15 protein-coding genes, 1 tRNA gene and 1 pseudogene are annotated in these 16,422 nt (G+C 64.2%); 6 read left to right on the plus strand and 11 right to left on the minus strand.

Going from position 1 to position 16,422, the window contains the following annotated elements; translation table 11 throughout:
• The 10 genes from ACKODO_RS02455 to mutM all read right to left on the minus strand — a co-directional run.
• A partial coding sequence (locus tag ACKODO_RS02455) for an ATP-binding protein (protein ID WP_408981871.1) occupies positions 1-660 on the minus strand: 660 nt, incomplete at its 3' end.
• A 114-nt stretch (positions 661-774) separates the two neighbouring features.
• Positions 775-1,134: a hypothetical protein gene (locus ACKODO_RS02460; RefSeq protein ID WP_408981872.1), complete on the minus strand. Its 360-nt coding sequence runs from the start codon at positions 1,132-1,134 to the stop codon at positions 775-777.
• Positions 1,131-1,745 (minus strand): LysE family translocator, encoded by a 615-nt coding sequence (locus tag ACKODO_RS02465; RefSeq protein WP_408981873.1) that lies wholly within the window; start codon positions 1,743-1,745, stop codon positions 1,131-1,133. Before ACKODO_RS02465 ends, ACKODO_RS02460 begins: the two co-directional genes overlap by 4 nt.
• Positions 1,746-1,762: 17 nt before the next feature.
• Complete coding sequence (gene recF, locus ACKODO_RS02470) at positions 1,763-2,902, minus strand: DNA replication/repair protein RecF (protein WP_408981874.1); 1,140 nt, start codon at positions 2,900-2,902, stop codon at positions 1,763-1,765.
• A gap of 23 nt (positions 2,903-2,925) precedes the next feature.
• On the minus strand, positions 2,926-4,032 hold the full coding sequence (dnaN, locus tag ACKODO_RS02475) for a DNA polymerase III subunit beta (protein WP_408981875.1): 1,107 nt from the start codon (positions 4,030-4,032) through the stop codon (positions 2,926-2,928).
• A 151-nt stretch (positions 4,033-4,183) separates the two neighbouring features.
• Positions 4,184-5,680, minus strand: a complete 1,497-nt coding sequence (gene dnaA / locus ACKODO_RS02480) for a chromosomal replication initiator protein DnaA (RefSeq protein WP_408981876.1) — start codon at positions 5,678-5,680, stop codon at positions 4,184-4,186.
• Between the two features lie 744 nt (positions 5,681-6,424).
• Positions 6,425-6,691, minus strand: a complete 267-nt coding sequence (gene rpsT, locus ACKODO_RS02485; protein WP_408981877.1) for a 30S ribosomal protein S20 — start codon at positions 6,689-6,691, stop codon at positions 6,425-6,427.
• Between the two features lie 201 nt (positions 6,692-6,892).
• The gene (locus ACKODO_RS02490) at positions 6,893-7,696 is read right to left on the minus strand and encodes a TSUP family transporter (protein ID WP_408981878.1); all 804 of its coding nucleotides are present in this window, start codon (positions 7,694-7,696) and stop codon (positions 6,893-6,895) included.
• Positions 7,697-7,699: 3 nt separating this feature from the next.
• Positions 7,700-8,473 carry an enoyl-CoA hydratase gene (locus ACKODO_RS02495; protein WP_408981885.1) on the minus strand — a complete coding sequence of 258 codons (774 nt, stop codon included), beginning with the start codon at positions 8,471-8,473 and terminating at the stop codon, positions 7,700-7,702.
• A gap of 98 nt (positions 8,474-8,571) precedes the next feature.
• Positions 8,572-9,435: a bifunctional DNA-formamidopyrimidine glycosylase/DNA-(apurinic or apyrimidinic site) lyase gene (gene mutM / locus ACKODO_RS02500; protein WP_408981879.1), complete on the minus strand. Its 864-nt coding sequence runs from the start codon at positions 9,433-9,435 to the stop codon at positions 8,572-8,574.
• 186 nt (positions 9,436-9,621) lie between these two features.
• Between mutM and ubiE the strand changes: the two genes are divergently transcribed.
• From ubiE to ACKODO_RS02530, 6 genes are all read left to right on the plus strand, one after another.
• On the plus strand, positions 9,622-10,383 hold the full coding sequence (ubiE, locus tag ACKODO_RS02505) for a bifunctional demethylmenaquinone methyltransferase/2-methoxy-6-polyprenyl-1,4-benzoquinol methylase UbiE (RefSeq protein ID WP_408981880.1): 762 nt from the start codon (positions 9,622-9,624) through the stop codon (positions 10,381-10,383).
• 7 nt (positions 10,384-10,390) lie between these two features.
• Positions 10,391-11,935: a 2-polyprenylphenol 6-hydroxylase gene (gene ubiB / locus ACKODO_RS02510; protein WP_408981881.1), complete on the plus strand. Its 1,545-nt coding sequence runs from the start codon at positions 10,391-10,393 to the stop codon at positions 11,933-11,935.
• 21 nt (positions 11,936-11,956) lie between these two features.
• Positions 11,957-13,171: a bifunctional phosphopantothenoylcysteine decarboxylase/phosphopantothenate--cysteine ligase CoaBC gene (gene coaBC / locus ACKODO_RS02515; protein WP_408981882.1), complete on the plus strand. Its 1,215-nt coding sequence runs from the start codon at positions 11,957-11,959 to the stop codon at positions 13,169-13,171.
• Positions 13,172-13,201: 30 nt separating this feature from the next.
• Entirely contained in the window at positions 13,202-13,657 is a 456-nt protein-coding gene (dut, locus tag ACKODO_RS02520) for a dUTP diphosphatase (RefSeq protein WP_408981883.1), read from the plus strand.
• 123 nt (positions 13,658-13,780) lie between these two features.
• Positions 13,781-14,740 (plus strand): cysteine synthase A, encoded by a 960-nt coding sequence (gene cysK, locus ACKODO_RS02525; RefSeq protein ID WP_408981884.1) that lies wholly within the window; start codon positions 13,781-13,783, stop codon positions 14,738-14,740.
• Between the two features lie 81 nt (positions 14,741-14,821).
• Positions 14,822-14,898 (plus strand) — tRNA-Arg (locus ACKODO_RS02530).
• Between the two features lie 91 nt (positions 14,899-14,989).
• Here the strand turns inward: ACKODO_RS02530 and ACKODO_RS02535 are convergent.
• A pseudogene (locus ACKODO_RS02535) lies at positions 14,990-16,256 on the minus strand (IS3 family transposase).
• Positions 16,257-16,422: the final 166 nt, after the last annotated feature.

Consider the following 16,422-nt stretch of genomic DNA (forward strand, 5'->3'; position numbering starts at 1 on the left):
GCCGGAATTCAGGAAGGCCAGCTCGCGCAGGCGATGTTCGAGCGTGGAATAGTCGAACTCGACCATGGTGAAGGTTTCGGTCGAGGGCAGGAAGGTGATCTCCGAGCCCGAACGGCCTTCGAAGCGGCCCGGCTGGCGATCCTGCCCATAGGTGCCCACCACCTTCAGCGGCGCATCCGCATCGCCATGGGTGAAGCTCATCTCGTGGATCTGGCCATCGCGATGGATGCGCAGCTTCAGCCATTTCGAGAGCGCGTTCACCACCGAAACGCCGACGCCATGCAGGCCGCCCGAGACCTTGTAGGAGTTCTGGTCGAATTTGCCGCCCGCATGGAGCTGGGTCATGATGACCTCGGCCGCCGAAACCCCCTCCTCCTTGTGGATGTCCGTGGGGATGCCACGGCCGTTGTCGCGCACGGTGCAGGAACCGTCGGCATTGAGCGTGACCGTCACGAGATCGGCATGTCCCGCCAGCGCCTCGTCGATGGCGTTGTCCACCACCTCGTAGACCATGTGATGCAGGCCCGAACCGTCATCGGTATCGCCGATAAACATGCCCGGCCGCTTGCGCACCGCATCGAGGCCCTTGAGCACCTTGATGCTATCCGCGCCATAGGCTTGCGAGGCATCAGAGATCTCGGGCGTTTCAGGGCTGGTCATCGAAGGGGAGGCCTTTCCACGAATCGGATGGGCAAACATAGCCCTTCACGTGCGCGCATGCACGCGCGAATGCTGAGAGCCGTCATTTCCTGAAGAATTTCAACAGCAAGATACTCAAGCGAGCGCCGCGCCGAGATGCACAAGCGTGAGGAGAATCATCATCGCGGTGAAGCCCTGCGAAGCGCGGCTGCGGAGCCCGAAAAAGATGGGCTGCAATCCGGTCCGCAAGGCCCCGAAAGCGGCTGCCGCCAGCAGCAGCGGCGCAGGCGTCGAAGGCCCCATCCAGAACAGGGTCGCCGCCACCGTTCCGAACAGGAAGGTGAGCATGATGTTCATCACCTGCGTCACGGCGGTGTTCAGGCGCCCGGAAGGTTCAAGCGTCTCCGGCCAACGGAACAGGCGCCAGAAGGCGACATGGAACAGCGTCAACGCGAGATCGAGAAACGCCGCAAACTGGACGAGCCCGGCCTTCATCGCGTGGCGATCAAGGCCGCCGCCCCCGCGAGCACACCGGCATTCGCTTTCTGAATGACGGAAATCGCCTTTTTCGAGCGGAACATCCGCCGCGCGCGGTTCGCGAGCAGCATGTAGCCGAGCATGATGCTGGAGATCACCAATCCGATCGTCACCGCGAGTTCCACGCCGACGACCAGCGAGATCTCCTCCGGTTTCACCACCAGCGGCATGATCGAGAGAAAGAAGACCATCACCTTCGGGTTCCCGAGCGTGAGGAACAGCGAGCCGAGGAAGGCCGCGAGCGCGCTTTCCGCCGAGGGTGCGGCGCCCGCTTCCGGCAGCACCGGCTCCGAACGCCAGAGCTGGAACGCGATCCAGACGAGATAGGCGCAGCCCGCAACTTTCAGCACCACAAAGAGCGGCGCATAGGTCTTGGCCAGCACGGAAAGCCCCGCCGCCGCCGCGACGAACCAGAGGAGATCGCCCACCACGAAGCCGAGCACGAAGGGCAAAGCGCCATTCATGCCGCGCCCCAGGGTGCGGGCCACCACGGCCGCGACGCCGGGACCGGGGGTCGCCACCGCGATGGCATAGACCGAGACGAAAACCAGAAGGGCGGTGAGGGACATGATGGCCATTCCGAAGTTCAGCGCAAGGGCTCCAGCTTGCCATCGTGGACCGCGCAGCACAAACCGCCCGGCGGCAAGGCCTCGAACAGGGCGCGATCCGTTCCGGTCATGAAGGCCTGCGTGCCAAGGCCGTCGAGCATGGCGAAAAGTGCTGCGCGGCGGCTTTCATCGAGATGCGCGGCGATTTCATCAAGCAGAAGGATCGGCGGCTCGCCCCGGACCTGCGCGATCAGCCGGGACTGCGCCAGAATGAGCCCGATGAGCAATGCCTTCTGCTCGCCCGTGGAGCAGAAAACGGCTTCCTCGCCTTTCGGGCCATGCGACACCACGAGATCGCTCGCCTGCGGGCCGATCAATGTGCGCCCGGCCTGCCGGTCGCGCCAGCGATTGTCACGCAGGGCAGCCCGGAACCAATCCTCGACCGCGCCGGCCTTCTCCTGCGCGAGGCGTTCCTCGACATCGCCCTCAAGGCGGAGGATCGCGAAAGGGAAAGGCGCGATGATCGCGGCATCCGCGCGGCCCATCGCATCGAGGCGGATCACGGTTTCGCGCCGCGCGGCCGCAAGAGCGGTGCCGATTTCCGCGATCTCGCGCTCGATGGCATCGAGCCAGTGGGCATCGGCGCGCTCATCCTCCAGCAGGCGATTGCGATGGCGCAGGGCATTCTCAAATGCACTCGCGCGGCTCGCATGGTCAGGGTCGATCGCGAGCACGAGGCGATCGAGAAAACGCCGCCGATCCCCCGCCGATCCCCGGAACAGGCCGTCCTGATCCGGCGTGAGCCAGAGAAGCCCGAGATGATCGAGGAAGCGGTTGGCGCCGGGCACCGGCTCGCGATCGATGCGACAGATCCGCCCGGGCTCGCCCGGCAGCATCGCCGTGCCGAGCGCGACATCGCCCAGCCGCCCCTCGCCCTCGGCATGGATGGCGAAGGCACCCGAGCCAGATTTCCGCGCCATGCTGGTGAGTTGCGCACGGCGCAATCCACGGCCCGGACCGAACAGCGACAGGGCCTCGAGGATATTGGTCTTGCCCGCGCCATTGGGCCCCGCCAGTGCCAGCAGCCGCGCGGGCGAGGCGAAATCGAGGCTGGCATAGCAGCGGAAATCCGTGAGGCGCAGGCGGCGGATGAGCGGGCCTGGCTTGCGACCGGGCATCTCGACCCGAAAAGCGGGCGCGCTCACACGCGCATGGGCATCAGCACATAGAGGCTGGCCGCGCCCTCCCGATCCTGGATCAAGGTCGGCGAGCCGGAATCAAACAGCTTCACCAAAGCAGTGTCGCCCTCGAGCTGGCTCACGATATCAAGCAGATAGCGTGCATTGAAACCGATCTCGAGCGGGCTCGCCTCGTAATCGACCAGGAGCTCTTCCGTCGCCTGCCCCGCATCCGGATTGTGCACGGAAAGCGTCAGCTTTCCATCGCCAAGGGCAAATTTCACCGCGCGACCGCGCTCGCTGGAGATGGTGGAGACGCGATCCACCGAGCGCGCGAATTCGTCGCGCTCCACGATCATCAGCTTGTCGTTCCGTTGCGGAATGACGCGCTGGTAATCCGGGAAGGTGCCGTCGATCAGCTTCGAGGTAAGCACGACCGCGCCGGTGCTGACGCGGATCTTCACGCTGGAGAGTTCGACCGTGACGGCTTCGCTGGCCTCCGAGACAAGCTTGAGCAGTTCCGACACGGTCTTGCGCGGCAGGATCACGCCCGGCATGCCAGAAGCGCCGGCCGGCGCGGCAACATCCGCCAAGGCGAGACGATGGCCATCGGTCGCAACCGCGCGCAGCTTGCCGTCGATGACATGCAGATAGATGCCATTGAGGTAATAGCGGGTTTCCTCGGTCGAGATGGCGAACTGCGTCTTTTCGATCAGCAGGCGCAGATCGGCCGCCGCCACATCGAATCTGTGACTCATCTCACCCGGCGCAAGATCGGGGAAATCGCTTTCCGGCAGGGTCTGCAGGCTGAAGCGCGAACGACCCGAGCGCAAGGTCACCTGACCGGCCTGCCCATCCTGCTCGAGGCTGACCTGCGCGCCATCGGCCAGCTTGCGCACGATGTCATGCAGCACATGCGCCGGCACGGAGGTGGTGCCTTCCTGCGTCACATTCGCCGCGATGGTTTCAACGATATCGATATCAAGGTCGGTGGCCTTCAGCGCGAGCTGGCCATCCGAGGCGCGCAGCAGCACATTGGCAAGGATCGGAATGGTGTTCCGCCGCTCCACCACGCGGTGGACGTGACCGAGGGCCTTGAGCAACGCGGCCTGTTCAACCGTAACCTTCATCGCAAACGTATCCGTCTGGTTCCATCGTCCGGACGAATCGCCGCCATGCGGCCCGCCCGGCTGTCGAGACTGCGTGAAACGATGGACGGTTGGCGCCAAAAGCGCAAGCGCGGGCGCTGTATGCCCGCAGGGCTTCCCCAGCAAATGCGGGTTATTCCTGCAGCATGCGCTTGAGATGATCGATCTCGGTCGCGAGCTCCTGATCCTTGACCACCATGCCCTCGATCTTGCGCACGGCATGCAGGACCGTGGTATGATCGCGTCCGCCGAAGCGCCGGCCGATCTCCGGCAGCGAGCGCAATGTGAGCGATTTCGCAAGATACATCGCGATCTGGCGCGGGCGCACCACGGTCGCCGTGCGGCGGGACGAGAGGATATCCGCGCGGCTGACATTATAGTGGTTTGCGACGAGGCGCTGGATATCCTCGATCTTCACGCGTTTCGGCTCGCGATGGCGCACAAGATCACGGATCGCCTCATCGGCGGTCGCGACATCCAGCATGCCGCCGGTGAGCGTCGCGCGAGCCAGAAGCCGGTTCACCGCGCCTTCGAGATCGCGCCCGTTGGTGGTGATGAGGCGGGCGACATGGGCCACGACATCCGGCACCACCTCGAAACCCGGGTGCAGAAGCTTCGCCGCGGCAATGCGTGCCTCGAGAATGTTCACGCGCAAGGCTTCATCCAGCGCGCCGATCTCCACGACGAGCCCGCCGGCAAGGCGCGATTGAACCCGCTCCTCCAGGCCTTCGAGATCGGTCGGCGGACGATCCGCCGCCACGACGACCTGCTTGCCGCTATCGATCAGGGCATTGAGCGTGTGGCAGAATTCCTGCTGGCTCTTGGGGCCGTGCAGGAACTGCGCATCGTCGATCACCAGCACGTCGATGCCACGCAGCTGTTCCTTGAAGGCCAGGGCCGTCTGCGCCTTCAGCGATGCGGCAAAGCCATACATGAAGCGCTCGGCCGTGAGATAGAGCACGCGACGCCCCGAGGCCTCGATCGCCTGCGCCGCGCCTTGCAGCAGATGCGTTTTGCCCAGGCCCACATTGGCATGCACGAAAAGCGGGTTGAACACCGGCATCTCGGCGGGTTTCGCCTGCACGATCTGCATCGCGGCGGCATGCGCCATGATGTTCGATCGGCCGACCTGGAAACTGGAGAGCACAAGGCGGCGATCCAGCGGCGAGCCCACCTGGTTGTCGGACTCAGGCGCGACTGGTGCCTCCTCGCGACGTGCAATGGCCATCGCCGGCTTCGGCTGCGGCTCGGCTGCCGGTTTGCGCGCTGCCGGCGCCGGGGACGCCATGTCCTGACGGGCGGCACCCGCCGCGCTGCCGGTCGCCCGCATCACGATGGAGATGCGGGCAATGCCTGGCATTTCCTGCGCGATATGCGAGGCAATGCGCTCGAGGTAATGCTGCTGGATCCAGTTTTTCAGGAACTTGGTCGGAACCGAAAGCTGAATCTGGTCGGCCGAGCCTCCCGAAAGCTCAAGGCACTTGAACCAACTGGCGAACACATCTTCGCCGAGTTCCGCCCGCAGGCGGCGCTGGACGCGGTCCCAGCCGAGGGCAAGCGCAGACAGCGCCGTCGCCGGGACAGGCGATGCATCCCGGCCGCAACGTCCATCTTCCGTTGGCTTGAACATGGTATTCTCCGCTGCTTTTTCGCAGGGTTATCAGGAAGACGAACGCACCAATCCGGTTTTCAGTAAAAACCCGGCGGTCCAAACGATTTTTGAGAGAAGCGAAGCGCTTTCGGACCTCAAGACTGCGTCAAGGGACAGATGAGCTGCCAGGATAGGCATGGGATAACTCCAGCCGCGTTCCGAACAGGACTATCGATCGGTTCGCCACAGTCTTCCCCCTACCTTTATTCTTCGCGCAGTTTGCCGGACATTCCTTGGAGTTGCTCCTCGAAATTCAACTCCAGCCGACGTTAAGGTTTGATTAACCGGCTCAGCGGTGGCTTGGCAAGCGTCTTCCAGCGGGTTGTGGGGCGCCTCGATCGACCCGGATCAATGGCCGCCGCACGGGGCAACTTCCGGGCGGTGACAAGTGTTTGATTCCCGCCTTTGAATCCCCTGATTAACCATGAACCATACGTTTCATTTCGATGTCGAAACATTATTGTGCCGCATTTGGCCGGCTAGAGGCTTCCAGCATGCGGAAATTGGTCTTACCCTCTAACCCTTTGTAAAAACACATCTTCTCATGCGCGGCCGGAAGATGGCTGGAAAGGCAGGGGACTGAGCGCAAGCGAAAGCGAAAAGCAAAAAGCCGGAAAATCGCGGACGAGAGCACAGCACTCAACCCAGGCCTGCAGGCGCGCGCGAAACAACAAAAAACGCGCCCCAGAGAGCGCGCTTCAAAGGCATGAATGCAAGGAAGGATCAGGCTTCGAGAGCCTTGATCCTCTTCGAGAGGCGCGAGATCTTCCGGGCCGCCATATTCTTGTGAACGATGCCCTTCTGGGCGGCCTTCATCAGTTGTGACTGAGCCGCCACGAGCGCCTTGAGAGCCACGTTGGCGTCAGCCCCGGTGATTGCTTCCTCGGCCTTGCGGATCGCGGTGCGCATGCGGGTGCGGCGCGACTTGTTGACTTCCGTACGGCGAAGCGCCTGACGCGCCGCCTTCTTGGCCGACTTGGTATTCGCCATGGATACTCGGTCTCCGGTTTCGTGAGGCGCGGTCCCAGCCACACCCGAGAAAGATGATCCCATCCCGGACCGGGAGGCCATCGCCTCGACGTTTCGGAAGGAACGAAAAAAGCTTTCGCGCTCAGGCAACTCCGCCGCGAAGAGAGGGTCCCATGCCACGATCGGCGCAATGGGTCAACCGGAATCCGCTGCCTTGCCCGATCAGAATCCGAGGGCGCCCCGGACCGCCCCCGCAAAAGGATGGAGAGGGTCCAGCAGCAGCCGCAGCGCCATGGCGAGCGACACGAGAATGACCAGCGGCCGGATCAGCCGCGCGCCATGTTTCAGGCCGGTCCGCGCACCAATATAGGCCCCGGCCGCGGCGGCCACGCCCATGGCGAGGCCCGGCACGATGAGCACATGCCCCGCCGAGAGAAAAAAGCCGAGGGCACCGAGATTGCTCGCCGCATTCATCAGTTTCGTATGCGCGGTGGCCTTCAGGAGCGGGAAGCCACAGAGCAGGATGAGCCCGATGAGATAGAAAGTGCCGGCGCCAGGGCCGAAAACCCCATCATAAATGCCGATGGTGGCACCCACCGAGCCCGCGAAGGCCGGCGGCGAGAGCCGAGATTTCGCGTCTCCATCCCCGAACTTCGGGGTAAGCAGCATATAGATGGCGATGGCGATCAGGATGAAGGGGATGATCGTGCGCAGCACGCCGACAGGCGCGAGCGTGGCCAGCACCGCGCCCGCCACCCCTCCCGCGAAGGCCGCGCCGCCAAGCGGCAGCACAAGGCGCTTTTCAATCGCGCCGGCGCGCAGGAAGGCCGCGGTGGAAGAGAGCACCCCGAACGTGCCCTGCAGCTTGTTGGTGGCGATGGCCTGAACCGGCGGCACGCCCGCAATGAGAAGTGCCGGCACGGTGATCAGCCCGCCCCCGCCGGCGATGGCATCGAGGAAACCGGCCGCGAAAGCCACTGCGGTGAGAAGCGCGAGGACCTCGAGCGCCAGGCCGGAATCGGGCACGCCTCAATCCTTGTGGAACTGGGCTTTGCGCTTCTCGATGAAGGCCGCCATCCCTTCCTTCTGGGCTTCCGTGCCAAAGAGCGGCTGGAAGAGTCGGCGCTCCATATGGATTCCCTCGGCGAGCGTGCTTTCGAAGACGGCGTTCACCGCCTCCTTGTTCAGCATCGCCACATAGGGTGCGAAATCGCTGATCGTGGCTGCGGCCGCGAGCGCCTCCTCGACGAGCTTGTCCACAGGCACGATGCGCGAGACGAGGCCGGAACGCTCGGCCTCCGCCGCATCCATCATGCGGCCGGTGAGGCAGAGATCCATCGCCTTCGCCTTGCCCACCGCGCGTGTGAGGCGCTGGGAGCCGCCAAAGCCCGGCATGACGCCAAGCTTGATCTCGGGCTGGCCGAATTTCGCGTTTTCGCCGGCAATGATGAAATCGCACATCATGGCAAGCTCGCAGCCGCCGCCCAGAGCGAAGCCGGCCACCGCCGCGATGACGGGTTTGCGCACCTTCGCAAGACGATCCGACGAAGCGCCGAAATCCATGAGATAGCTGTCGGGATAGGTGTAATGCGCCATCTCGCGGATATCGGCGCCGGCCGCGAAGGCCTTCTCGTTGCCGGTGATGACGAGGGCGCCGATCTTCGGATCACGCTCGAAACCCTCGAGCGCGCAGGCGAGATCCGCAAGAAGCTGCCGGTTGATCGCGTTCAGCGCCTGGGGACGGTTGAAGCGGATGAGGCCAACCCGGCCATGTGTTTCGACAAGAATGGTTTCGTATCCCAACGGCTCCGCGGACATGGTCGGCTCCCTTTCCGGCTCTGGTAGTTTCTTGGGATAGCGCGCACGAGACGCGCGCGCCAGAGGGGCAGAAGGGGCTGCATTCAGATCTGGCAAATCGCACAGAAAAAGGTGGAGCGGCCGGATTGCACCTGCCGCTCGATCGCGCCGCCGCAGCCGGGCATCGGGCAGGCCTCGCCTTCGCGGCCATAGACGCGGAAACTGTGCTGGAAATAGCCAAGCGAACCATCCTCATGGCGGAAATCGCGCAAGGTCGAACCTCCGGCGGCGATCGCCTCTCTCAGCACGGCGCGGATTTCACTCACGAGGCGCGCGGCTTCCGATGCCGTGAGGCTGCGTGCGGCGCGATAAGGCGAGAGGCCGGAGCGATTCAGCGCCTCGCAGACATAGATATTGCCGAGGCCCGCGACCTTCTTCTGGTCGAGGAGTGCAGATTTCAGCGGCACGGCACGACCCGCGAACACCTTCAGAAGGTGCTCCGCATGGAAGGCATTGCCGAGCGGTTCCGGCCCCAGTTCCGCGATGAAGGGGTCGGTTTCGAGCGCATCCGTCGGTGCCAGTCGCATGAAGCCGAACCGGCGCACATCATGATAGATCACGCGCACCCCGCCGGAGAGCTGGAGCAAGACGTGGTCATGCGCCGCGAGGCGGCCCTGCTCGTGATGGAATTCGCCGAGCTGCTGGCGTTCGCCGCCGGTCTCGATCAGAACGCGACCACTCATGCCGAGATGGAGGATCAGTGTCTCGCCGGTGGCGAGCGGCAGCAGCAGATATTTCGCGCGACGCCCGAGCGGGCCAATCATCGCGCCCGTGAGGCGCTGGGCAAAGCGATCGGGAAACGGAAACCGCAAATCCGGCCGGCGCAGTTCCACCGTAACGATGGTCCGACCCTCGATCACGGGTGCGAGCCCGCGACGGACCGTTTCGACCTCCGGCAATTCGGGCATGGGTTCGTTTGCTCCGCTTGACGCTTTGCCGCGTTTGATCGAACGCCATAGCGCGGCGCACAAAGCTCCGCTATGGCTTTGCCCAAGATCCGCTATGGCTTTGGCCAAGATGAGAGCACGGCATGTCAATTCAATCCGCGGGGCGACAATCCATGCACGTCTCTTCGCGCGCGTGAGGACAGGACCATGAGCCAGCAGGCCAGCGAAACCACGCATTTCGGCTTCACCACCGTATCGCTCGGCGAGAAGCAGGCGAAGGTGGATGATGTGTTCCACAAGGTCGCCTCGCGCTACGACCTGATGAACGACCTGATGTCCGCCGGCCTGCATCGGGCCTGGAAGGCGACGCTGATCGCCATGCTGAGACCGCCGAAAACAGCGCCATTCAGGCATCTCGATGTCGCGGGCGGCACGGGTGACGTGGCCTTCCGCATCCTCGATGCGGGCGGGCCGGCGACTTCCGTGACCATCCTCGACATCAACGCCTCCATGCTCGGCGTCGGCGAGGAGCGCGCGGCGAAGGGCGGCTATTCCGATCGCTGCGCCTTCGTGGAGGGCAATGCCGAGGAACTGCCCTTCGAGGATCGCAGCTTTGACGGCTACACCATCGCGTTCGGCATCCGGAACGTGCCGCGCATCCAGGTGGCGCTGCACGAGGCCTATCGCGTGCTGAAGCGCGGCGGGCGTTTCCTCTGCCTAGAATTCGCGCCGGTGGAGATGCCGGTGCTCGATCGGCTCTATGATGCCTATTCGTTCAACGTCATCCCGCCCCTGGGTGCGCTGGTCACGGGCGATGGCGAGCCCTATCGCTATCTGGTGGAATCGATCCGCCAGTTTCCGCGGCCCAATGCCTTCTCGGAGATGATCCGCGAGGCGGGTTTCGCGCGCGTCTCGCATCGTTCGCTCACGGGCGGAATCGCAAACATCCATTCCGGCTGGAAGCTTTGAGGCCGGCGTGTTCGGAGCTTTCGGTCACCTCCTGCATCTTGCGCGTGTCGGTTATGTGCTGACGCGCGAAGGCGTGTTGGCTCTGGTGCCGCCCGAGCGCGCGCCGGCGCTGGCCCGCCCCGGTCTCTGGGTCGCGCGGTTGCTCGCGCGCCATGCGGATGCGGGCCGCGCCGAGCGCATCATGGCCGCGCTGACGCGCCTCGGCCCTTCCTACGTGAAGCTCGGACAATTTCTCGCAACGCGGCCGGATATCGTGGGTGTCTCTCTCGCCCGGGACCTCGAAGGCCTGCAGGATCGCATGCCTGCCTTCCCGCAGACCATTGCGGAAACCGAGATCGAAACCGCGCTCGGCAAGCCGGTTTCCGCACTCTTCACGCGCCTCGGCCCGGCAGTCGCGGCCGCCTCGATCGCGCAGGTGCATGAGGGCGAGATCCGGCTGGAGGATGGCTCGCTGCGTCGCGTGGCGGTGAAGGTGTTGCGTCCGGGCATCCCCGCGCTGTTCCAGCGCGACATCGCCGCGCAGGCCTTCGTCGCGAAGCTGATCGAGCGCCTCGTGCCCTCCGCGCGCCGTCTCAAGCCCTATGATGTGGTGCTGACGCTGAGGCGCACGGTCGAACTCGAGATGGATCTGCGCTTCGAGGCCGCGGCACTCTCGGAGATGGCCGAGGCCACCGCGAACGATCCCGAATTTTCCGTGCCGCGCGTGGATTGGGCGAATTCCGCCCGCACCGTCCTCACGATGGACTGGATCGACGGCATCAAGCTCACGGATATCAAGGCGATAGAGGCCGCCGGCATCGACCGGGTCGATCTTGCGCGCATCGTGATGCAGAACTTCCTGCGCCATGCCCTGCGCGACGGCTTTTTCCATGCCGACATGCATCAGGGAAACCTGTTCACGACGCGCGACGGCAGGCTGGTCGCGGTGGATCTCGGCATCATGGGCCGCCTCGGCCAGAACGAGCGGCGCTTCCTCGCGGAAATCCTGTTCGGCTTCATCACGCGCGATTACCGGCGTATCGCGGAAGTGCATTTCGAGGCGGGTTATGTGCCGCGTTACCATTCGGTCGAGGCCTTCGCGCAGGCCCTGCGGGCCGTGGGCGAGAAGATCCACGGCCGCAACGCCGCGGAAATCTCCATGGCGGAGCTTCTGAGCCTCCTCTTCGAAATCACCGGCCTGTTCGACATGGCTACACGCACGGAACTCGTGCTGCTCCAGAAAACGCTCGTCGTGGTCGAGGGCGTGTCGCGTTCGCTCGATCCCTCCTTCAACATGTGGACGACGGCCGAGCCGGTCATCCGCGACTGGATCGAGCGTCATCTCGGGCCCGTCGGGCGGATCGAGGCCCTTGCGCGCGATGCCGGGGCGATCCTGCAATCGGCGCGCCGCCTGCCGGACCTCGCGGAACGGGCAGAGCGCCTGCTCATTGCGCTGGAAACACCGCGGGAAAATCCGCCCGCGCGCGCGCCCCTCATGCTGCCGCTGACCATCGCCGCCTGGACCGGCGCGCTGGCGCTGCTTGCCATCGCATTGGCGCGGTTTTCGGTCTAGTCTCGCCCCGGAGGCCTGAGCATGTTGAATAGCAAGCGCGTTCTTCTGATCGTCGGCGGCGGAATCGCGGCCTGCAAGACCCCCGAGCTGGTGCGCCTCATCCGCAAGGCCGGGGGCCATGTCCGTGTCATCCTCACCAAGGCCGGCGCGGAATTCGTGACGCCGCTGACGCTCGCGAGCCTGACGGGCGAGAAGGTGCATGATGCCCTGTTCTCGCTGACCGACGAGATCGAGATGGGGCATATCGAGCTTTCCCGCTCGGCCGATCTCGTGGTCGTCGCACCGGCGACGGCCGATCTCATGGCGAAGGCGGCCCATGGCCTCGCGAATGATCTCGCCTCCACCGCGCTGCTCGCCACCGACAAGCCCGTGCTGATGGCCCCGGCGATGAATGTGCGGATGTGGCTCAACCCGGCGACCCAGCGCAATCTTGCGACCTTGCGCGCCGACCACATCTCTTTCGTCGGCCCCGACGAGGGCGAGATGGCCTGCGGGGAATATGGTCCGGGCCGCATGGCCGAGCCCGCGGCGATCTTGGCGTCCATCGAAGCGCATTTCGCGCGAGAGGTCGCCCCGAAACCTCTCGCGGGCAAGCACGTGCTGATCACCGCAGGACCGACCCATGAGCCGATCGACCCCGTGCGCTACATCGCCAATCGCTCCAGTGGCAAGCAGGGCTATGCGCTGGCCGAAGCGGCGCGGGACGCCGGCGCGCGCGTCACCCTCGTTTCCGGCCCCGTGACGCTTCCCGCGCCTCAGGGCATCCGCACCATTCGCGTGGAAACCGCCCGCGAGATGGATGAAGCCGTGGAGCAGGCGCTTCCGGCCGACATCGCGATCTTCGCGGCGGCGGTCGCGGATTGGCGCGTCGCGGATGAATCGGCCGAGAAGCGCAAGAAGGATGGCAATGCCATTCCGCCACTTCAGTTGACTGAGAACCCGGATATCCTCGCGCGCATCTCGCGCCATCGTTCGAAGCGGCCGCGCCTCGTCGTGGGTTTCGCGGCGGAAACCGAGAAAGTGCTGGAGCACGCGCAAGCCAAGTTCGCCCGGAAAGGCTGCGATCTTCTCGTGGCGAATGATGTCTCCCCTGCTTCCGGCGTGATGGGGGGGGATCGCAACCGCGTGCATCTCGTCTCGCCGGAAGGCGTCGAGAGCCTGCCGGAAATGGGCAAAGGCGAGGTCGCGACGGCGCTGATCGCGCGTTTTGCGGAAAAACTGGCGAGGCCCGCATGAAGGGGAGGCGCGCATGAAGGGGAGGCGCAGATGAACATGCTCACGCTCGCGATCACGCAGCTTCCCCATGCGGACGGCCTGCCCTTTCCAGCCTATCAGAGTGCGGAGGCCGCTGGCTTCGATCTCGCGGCGGCCTTGGCCGAGGATGAGCCGGTTGTTCTTCCGCCCGGGGGGCGTGCGCTCATCCCCACGGGCCTTGTTTTCGACTTGCCATCCGGCACGGAAGCGCAGGTGCGCCCGCGCTCGGGCCTTGCGCTTTCCGCGGGCATCACCGTGCTCAACAGCCCCGGCACGATCGACAGCGATTATCGCGGCGAGGTGAAGGTGATGCTCGTGAACCACGGCGGAGAGGCCTTCACGGTGAAGCGCGGCATGCGCATCGCCCAATGTGTGGTGGCGCCGGTGACGCAGTTGCGCATCGTGCCGGCGCTGGAAATCCGCGAGACCGGGCGCGGCGGCGGCGGATTTGGCTCCACGGGGGTCTGATTTCCGTTTCGACCGTGTTCTTGAGGGAAATTCCCTCCATCTCCGCGCAAAATAGCGAAACGGCTCGCGTTGCAGCGCCCTTTGGCGAGGCATAGCTTTGGCTCACAAAGAGGAGAATTTTCCATGGCGACGAGCAAGCCGGGCCGCGGCCGCATCTATAAGGGCATCACGGAAACCATCGGAGATACCCCGCTGGTGGAATTGTCCCGCCTCGCGAAGGACCAGGGCGTGGAGGCGCGCCTCGCGGCGAAGCTTGAATTCTTCAACCCCATCGCATCGGTGAAGGATCGCATCGGCGTCTCGATGATCGAGGCCTTGGAGGCCGAGGGCCGCATCGCGCCGGGCCGGTCCGTTCTCATCGAGCCAACCTCCGGCAATACCGGGATCGCGCTCGCCTTCGTCGCAGCCTCGAAGGGCTATCGCCTGATCCTGACCATGCCGGAGACCATGTCGGTCGAACGGCGCAAGATGCTGGGCTTCCTCGGCGCGGAACTTGTGCTCACCGAGGGTGCAAATGGCATGAAAGGCGCCATCGCCCGGGCCGATGAGCTGGCAGCGGAGATTCCCGGCGCCATCATCCCGCAGCAGTTCAGGAATCCGGCGAACCCGGCGATCCATCGGCGCACGACCGCCGAGGAGATCTGGAACGATACCAACGGCGAGATCGATCTCTTCGTCGCGGGCGTGGGCACGGGCGGCACGATCACCGGTGTCGGGCAGGTGCTGAAACCCCGCAAGCCGGGGCTGAAAGTGGTGGCTGTGGAGCCGGTCGAGAGCCCGGTTCTCTCGGGCGGGCAGCCTGGACCGCACAAGATACAGGGCATCGGCGCGGGTTTCGTGCCGGATATCCTCGATACCGGGATCATCGACGAGATCATCCAGGTGGATAGCACCACCGCGATCTCCACCGCGCGCCTGCTCGCGCGGCTCGAGGGCGTGCCGGGCGGCATCTCTTCGGGCGCTGCGACGGCGGCGGCGATCGAACTCGGCAAGCGGCCGGAAAATGCGGGGAAGACCATCGTCTTCATCATCCCATCTTTCGCCGAGCGCTATATTTCGAGCCTGCTCTTCGAGGGGCTGTGAGGCCGCGCGACGGAAATTTCATCGCGCCGTCTCGCCCTGCGTTGCAGGCGGCGCGTTGATCCGCTAAACGAGTTCTGCGCTGCACCCGTAGCTCAGCTGGATAGAGTGTTGGATTCCGAATCCAAAGGTCACAGGTTCGAATCCTGTCGGGTGCGCCATTTTTTCAAGCACTTAGCTGAAATCGAACGCGGTACTTTCCGCCAAAAGGCACAGCTGTGGCACTCTAAGTGTTTAGTGTGTTTTCGCCCCTTAAGTTTCGGACAGAGCCTCTCGATTTGAACGCTCGTTGATGAACTCGCGCGGAGAACGATATCCCAGCGCGCTGTGGGGATGAACCGTATTGTAATGCTCGAACCATTTCGGCAGCTGCGCGATCACAGATCTGGCATCCGGGCACGGCGACACGCGGATGTAATCGCGCTTGAAGGTCCGGACGAAGGCTTCGGCCATGCCGTTGGATTGTGGGCTCTCGATCGGCGTCGTCAGAGGCTCGAGCCCGATCTGCTTTGCGAAGGAGCGCGTCTCGGTCGCCAGATAGCATGAGCCGTTATCGCCAGATAGCATGAGCCGTTATCCGTCAGCCATTCTATCGATCTGGGCAGCCGGTTGATGCGACCGAACCGGTGCTCGGCAGCGGTGACCATGAGATCGCGGATATCCTCGCCTTTGATGCCCTCGGCCGTGGCCACGTGTCCCATGACCTCGCGATCGCAGCAATCGAGCGCAAAGGCGACGCGAACCTTCTCCTTGTTTTCGCACGCAATCTCGAAGCCATCCGAGCACCAGCGTGTATTGGAATGGTCAACCGCAACTCTGCCGTCATGACGGCGCTCTTCCGCGCCGCCGGCGTGGCGCCGAAGCAAGAGACCGTGCTCCTTCATGATGCGGTAGATCCGCTTCCGGTTGGCTGGAATGCGGCCTTCCGCACGGGCTTTCCGACGAAGATGCGCCCAGATGCGGATGTAGCCCCAGGTCGATTGCTCTTTGATAACGGCCTCGATCTCCGCGAGCAGATCGGCCTCCGGCAGGGGTGGGCGCCCCATCTGCTTCGATGGCCTGCCAGCGAGCCGGGCGAGGACATTCGAACGGGCGACCCCGAGGGTCTCACAGATCGCCGTCATGGGGTATCGTCCCGGACAATCGGCAGCGATAGCGATCGCAGCATGTGTTTTTTTGAGCCTGTGGCGTGATCGAGCGCCTCTTTCAGGATCTCGGCTTCCATCGTTTTATTGCCGAGAAGGCGCTGCAACTCGCGGATCTGATCCGCCAGCGCCTTGTACGCTCATGCTGGCACAACCGGCTCTTCGGCTGCCGTCGCCGTCAACGAGCCCTCGTTCGCAAGGCGGCGCCATGCAAACAACTGGTTCGGCGCAATGCCATGTCGACCCGCAACCAGGCTAACCGTCATGCCGGGCTCCATCGTCTCGGCAATCAGCGCGAGCTTTTCCGCCGCTGTCCGGCGACGGCGACGCTCCGGTCCTCGGAGGACCTCACTCTTCGGATTGTGACTAGTCATAATGACGACATTACTCCTACCTCTTAGAGTCCGTTTGGAAACGGGCGTCAGGGGTTTTGCGAGCCGTCGCGAATGTGATTCACGATGGCGATGTGGACACCAGAGACCCGAGGCCGCATGGCCGCCATCGCCAAGAAGACGAAGCGCTATCCGTCCGATCTGACGG

It is taken from the genome of Rhabdaerophilum sp. (assembly GCF_046092605.1).
GTDB lineage: Bacteria > Pseudomonadota > Alphaproteobacteria > Rhizobiales > Beijerinckiaceae > Rhabdaerophilum.

Bases quoted from the DNA above. Each gene is read 5' to 3' on its own strand.
- coaBC (WP_408981882.1), top strand. From the start codon at position 11,957: ATGTTGAATAGCAAGCGCGTTCTTCTGATCGTCGGCGGCGGAATCGCG.
- dnaA (WP_408981876.1), bottom strand. From the start codon at position 5,680: ATGTTCAAGCCAACGGAAGATGGACGTTGCGGCCGGGATGCATCGCCT.
- ACKODO_RS02460 (WP_408981872.1), bottom strand. From the start codon at position 1,134: ATGAAGGCCGGGCTCGTCCAGTTTGCGGCGTTTCTCGATCTCGCGTTG.
- mutM (WP_408981879.1), bottom strand. From the start codon at position 9,435: ATGCCCGAATTGCCGGAGGTCGAAACGGTCCGTCGCGGGCTCGCACCC.
- ACKODO_RS02465 (WP_408981873.1), bottom strand. From the start codon at position 1,745: ATGTCCCTCACCGCCCTTCTGGTTTTCGTCTCGGTCTATGCCATCGCG.
- ubiE (WP_408981880.1), top strand. From the start codon at position 9,622: ATGAGCCAGCAGGCCAGCGAAACCACGCATTTCGGCTTCACCACCGTA.
- dnaN (WP_408981875.1), bottom strand. From the start codon at position 4,032: ATGAAGGTTACGGTTGAACAGGCCGCGTTGCTCAAGGCCCTCGGTCAC.
- recF (WP_408981874.1), bottom strand. From the start codon at position 2,902: ATGCCCGGTCGCAAGCCAGGCCCGCTCATCCGCCGCCTGCGCCTCACG.
- cysK (WP_408981884.1), top strand. From the start codon at position 13,781: ATGGCGACGAGCAAGCCGGGCCGCGGCCGCATCTATAAGGGCATCACG.
- dut (WP_408981883.1), top strand. From the start codon at position 13,202: ATGAACATGCTCACGCTCGCGATCACGCAGCTTCCCCATGCGGACGGC.
- rpsT (WP_408981877.1), bottom strand. From the start codon at position 6,691: ATGGCGAATACCAAGTCGGCCAAGAAGGCGGCGCGTCAGGCGCTTCGC.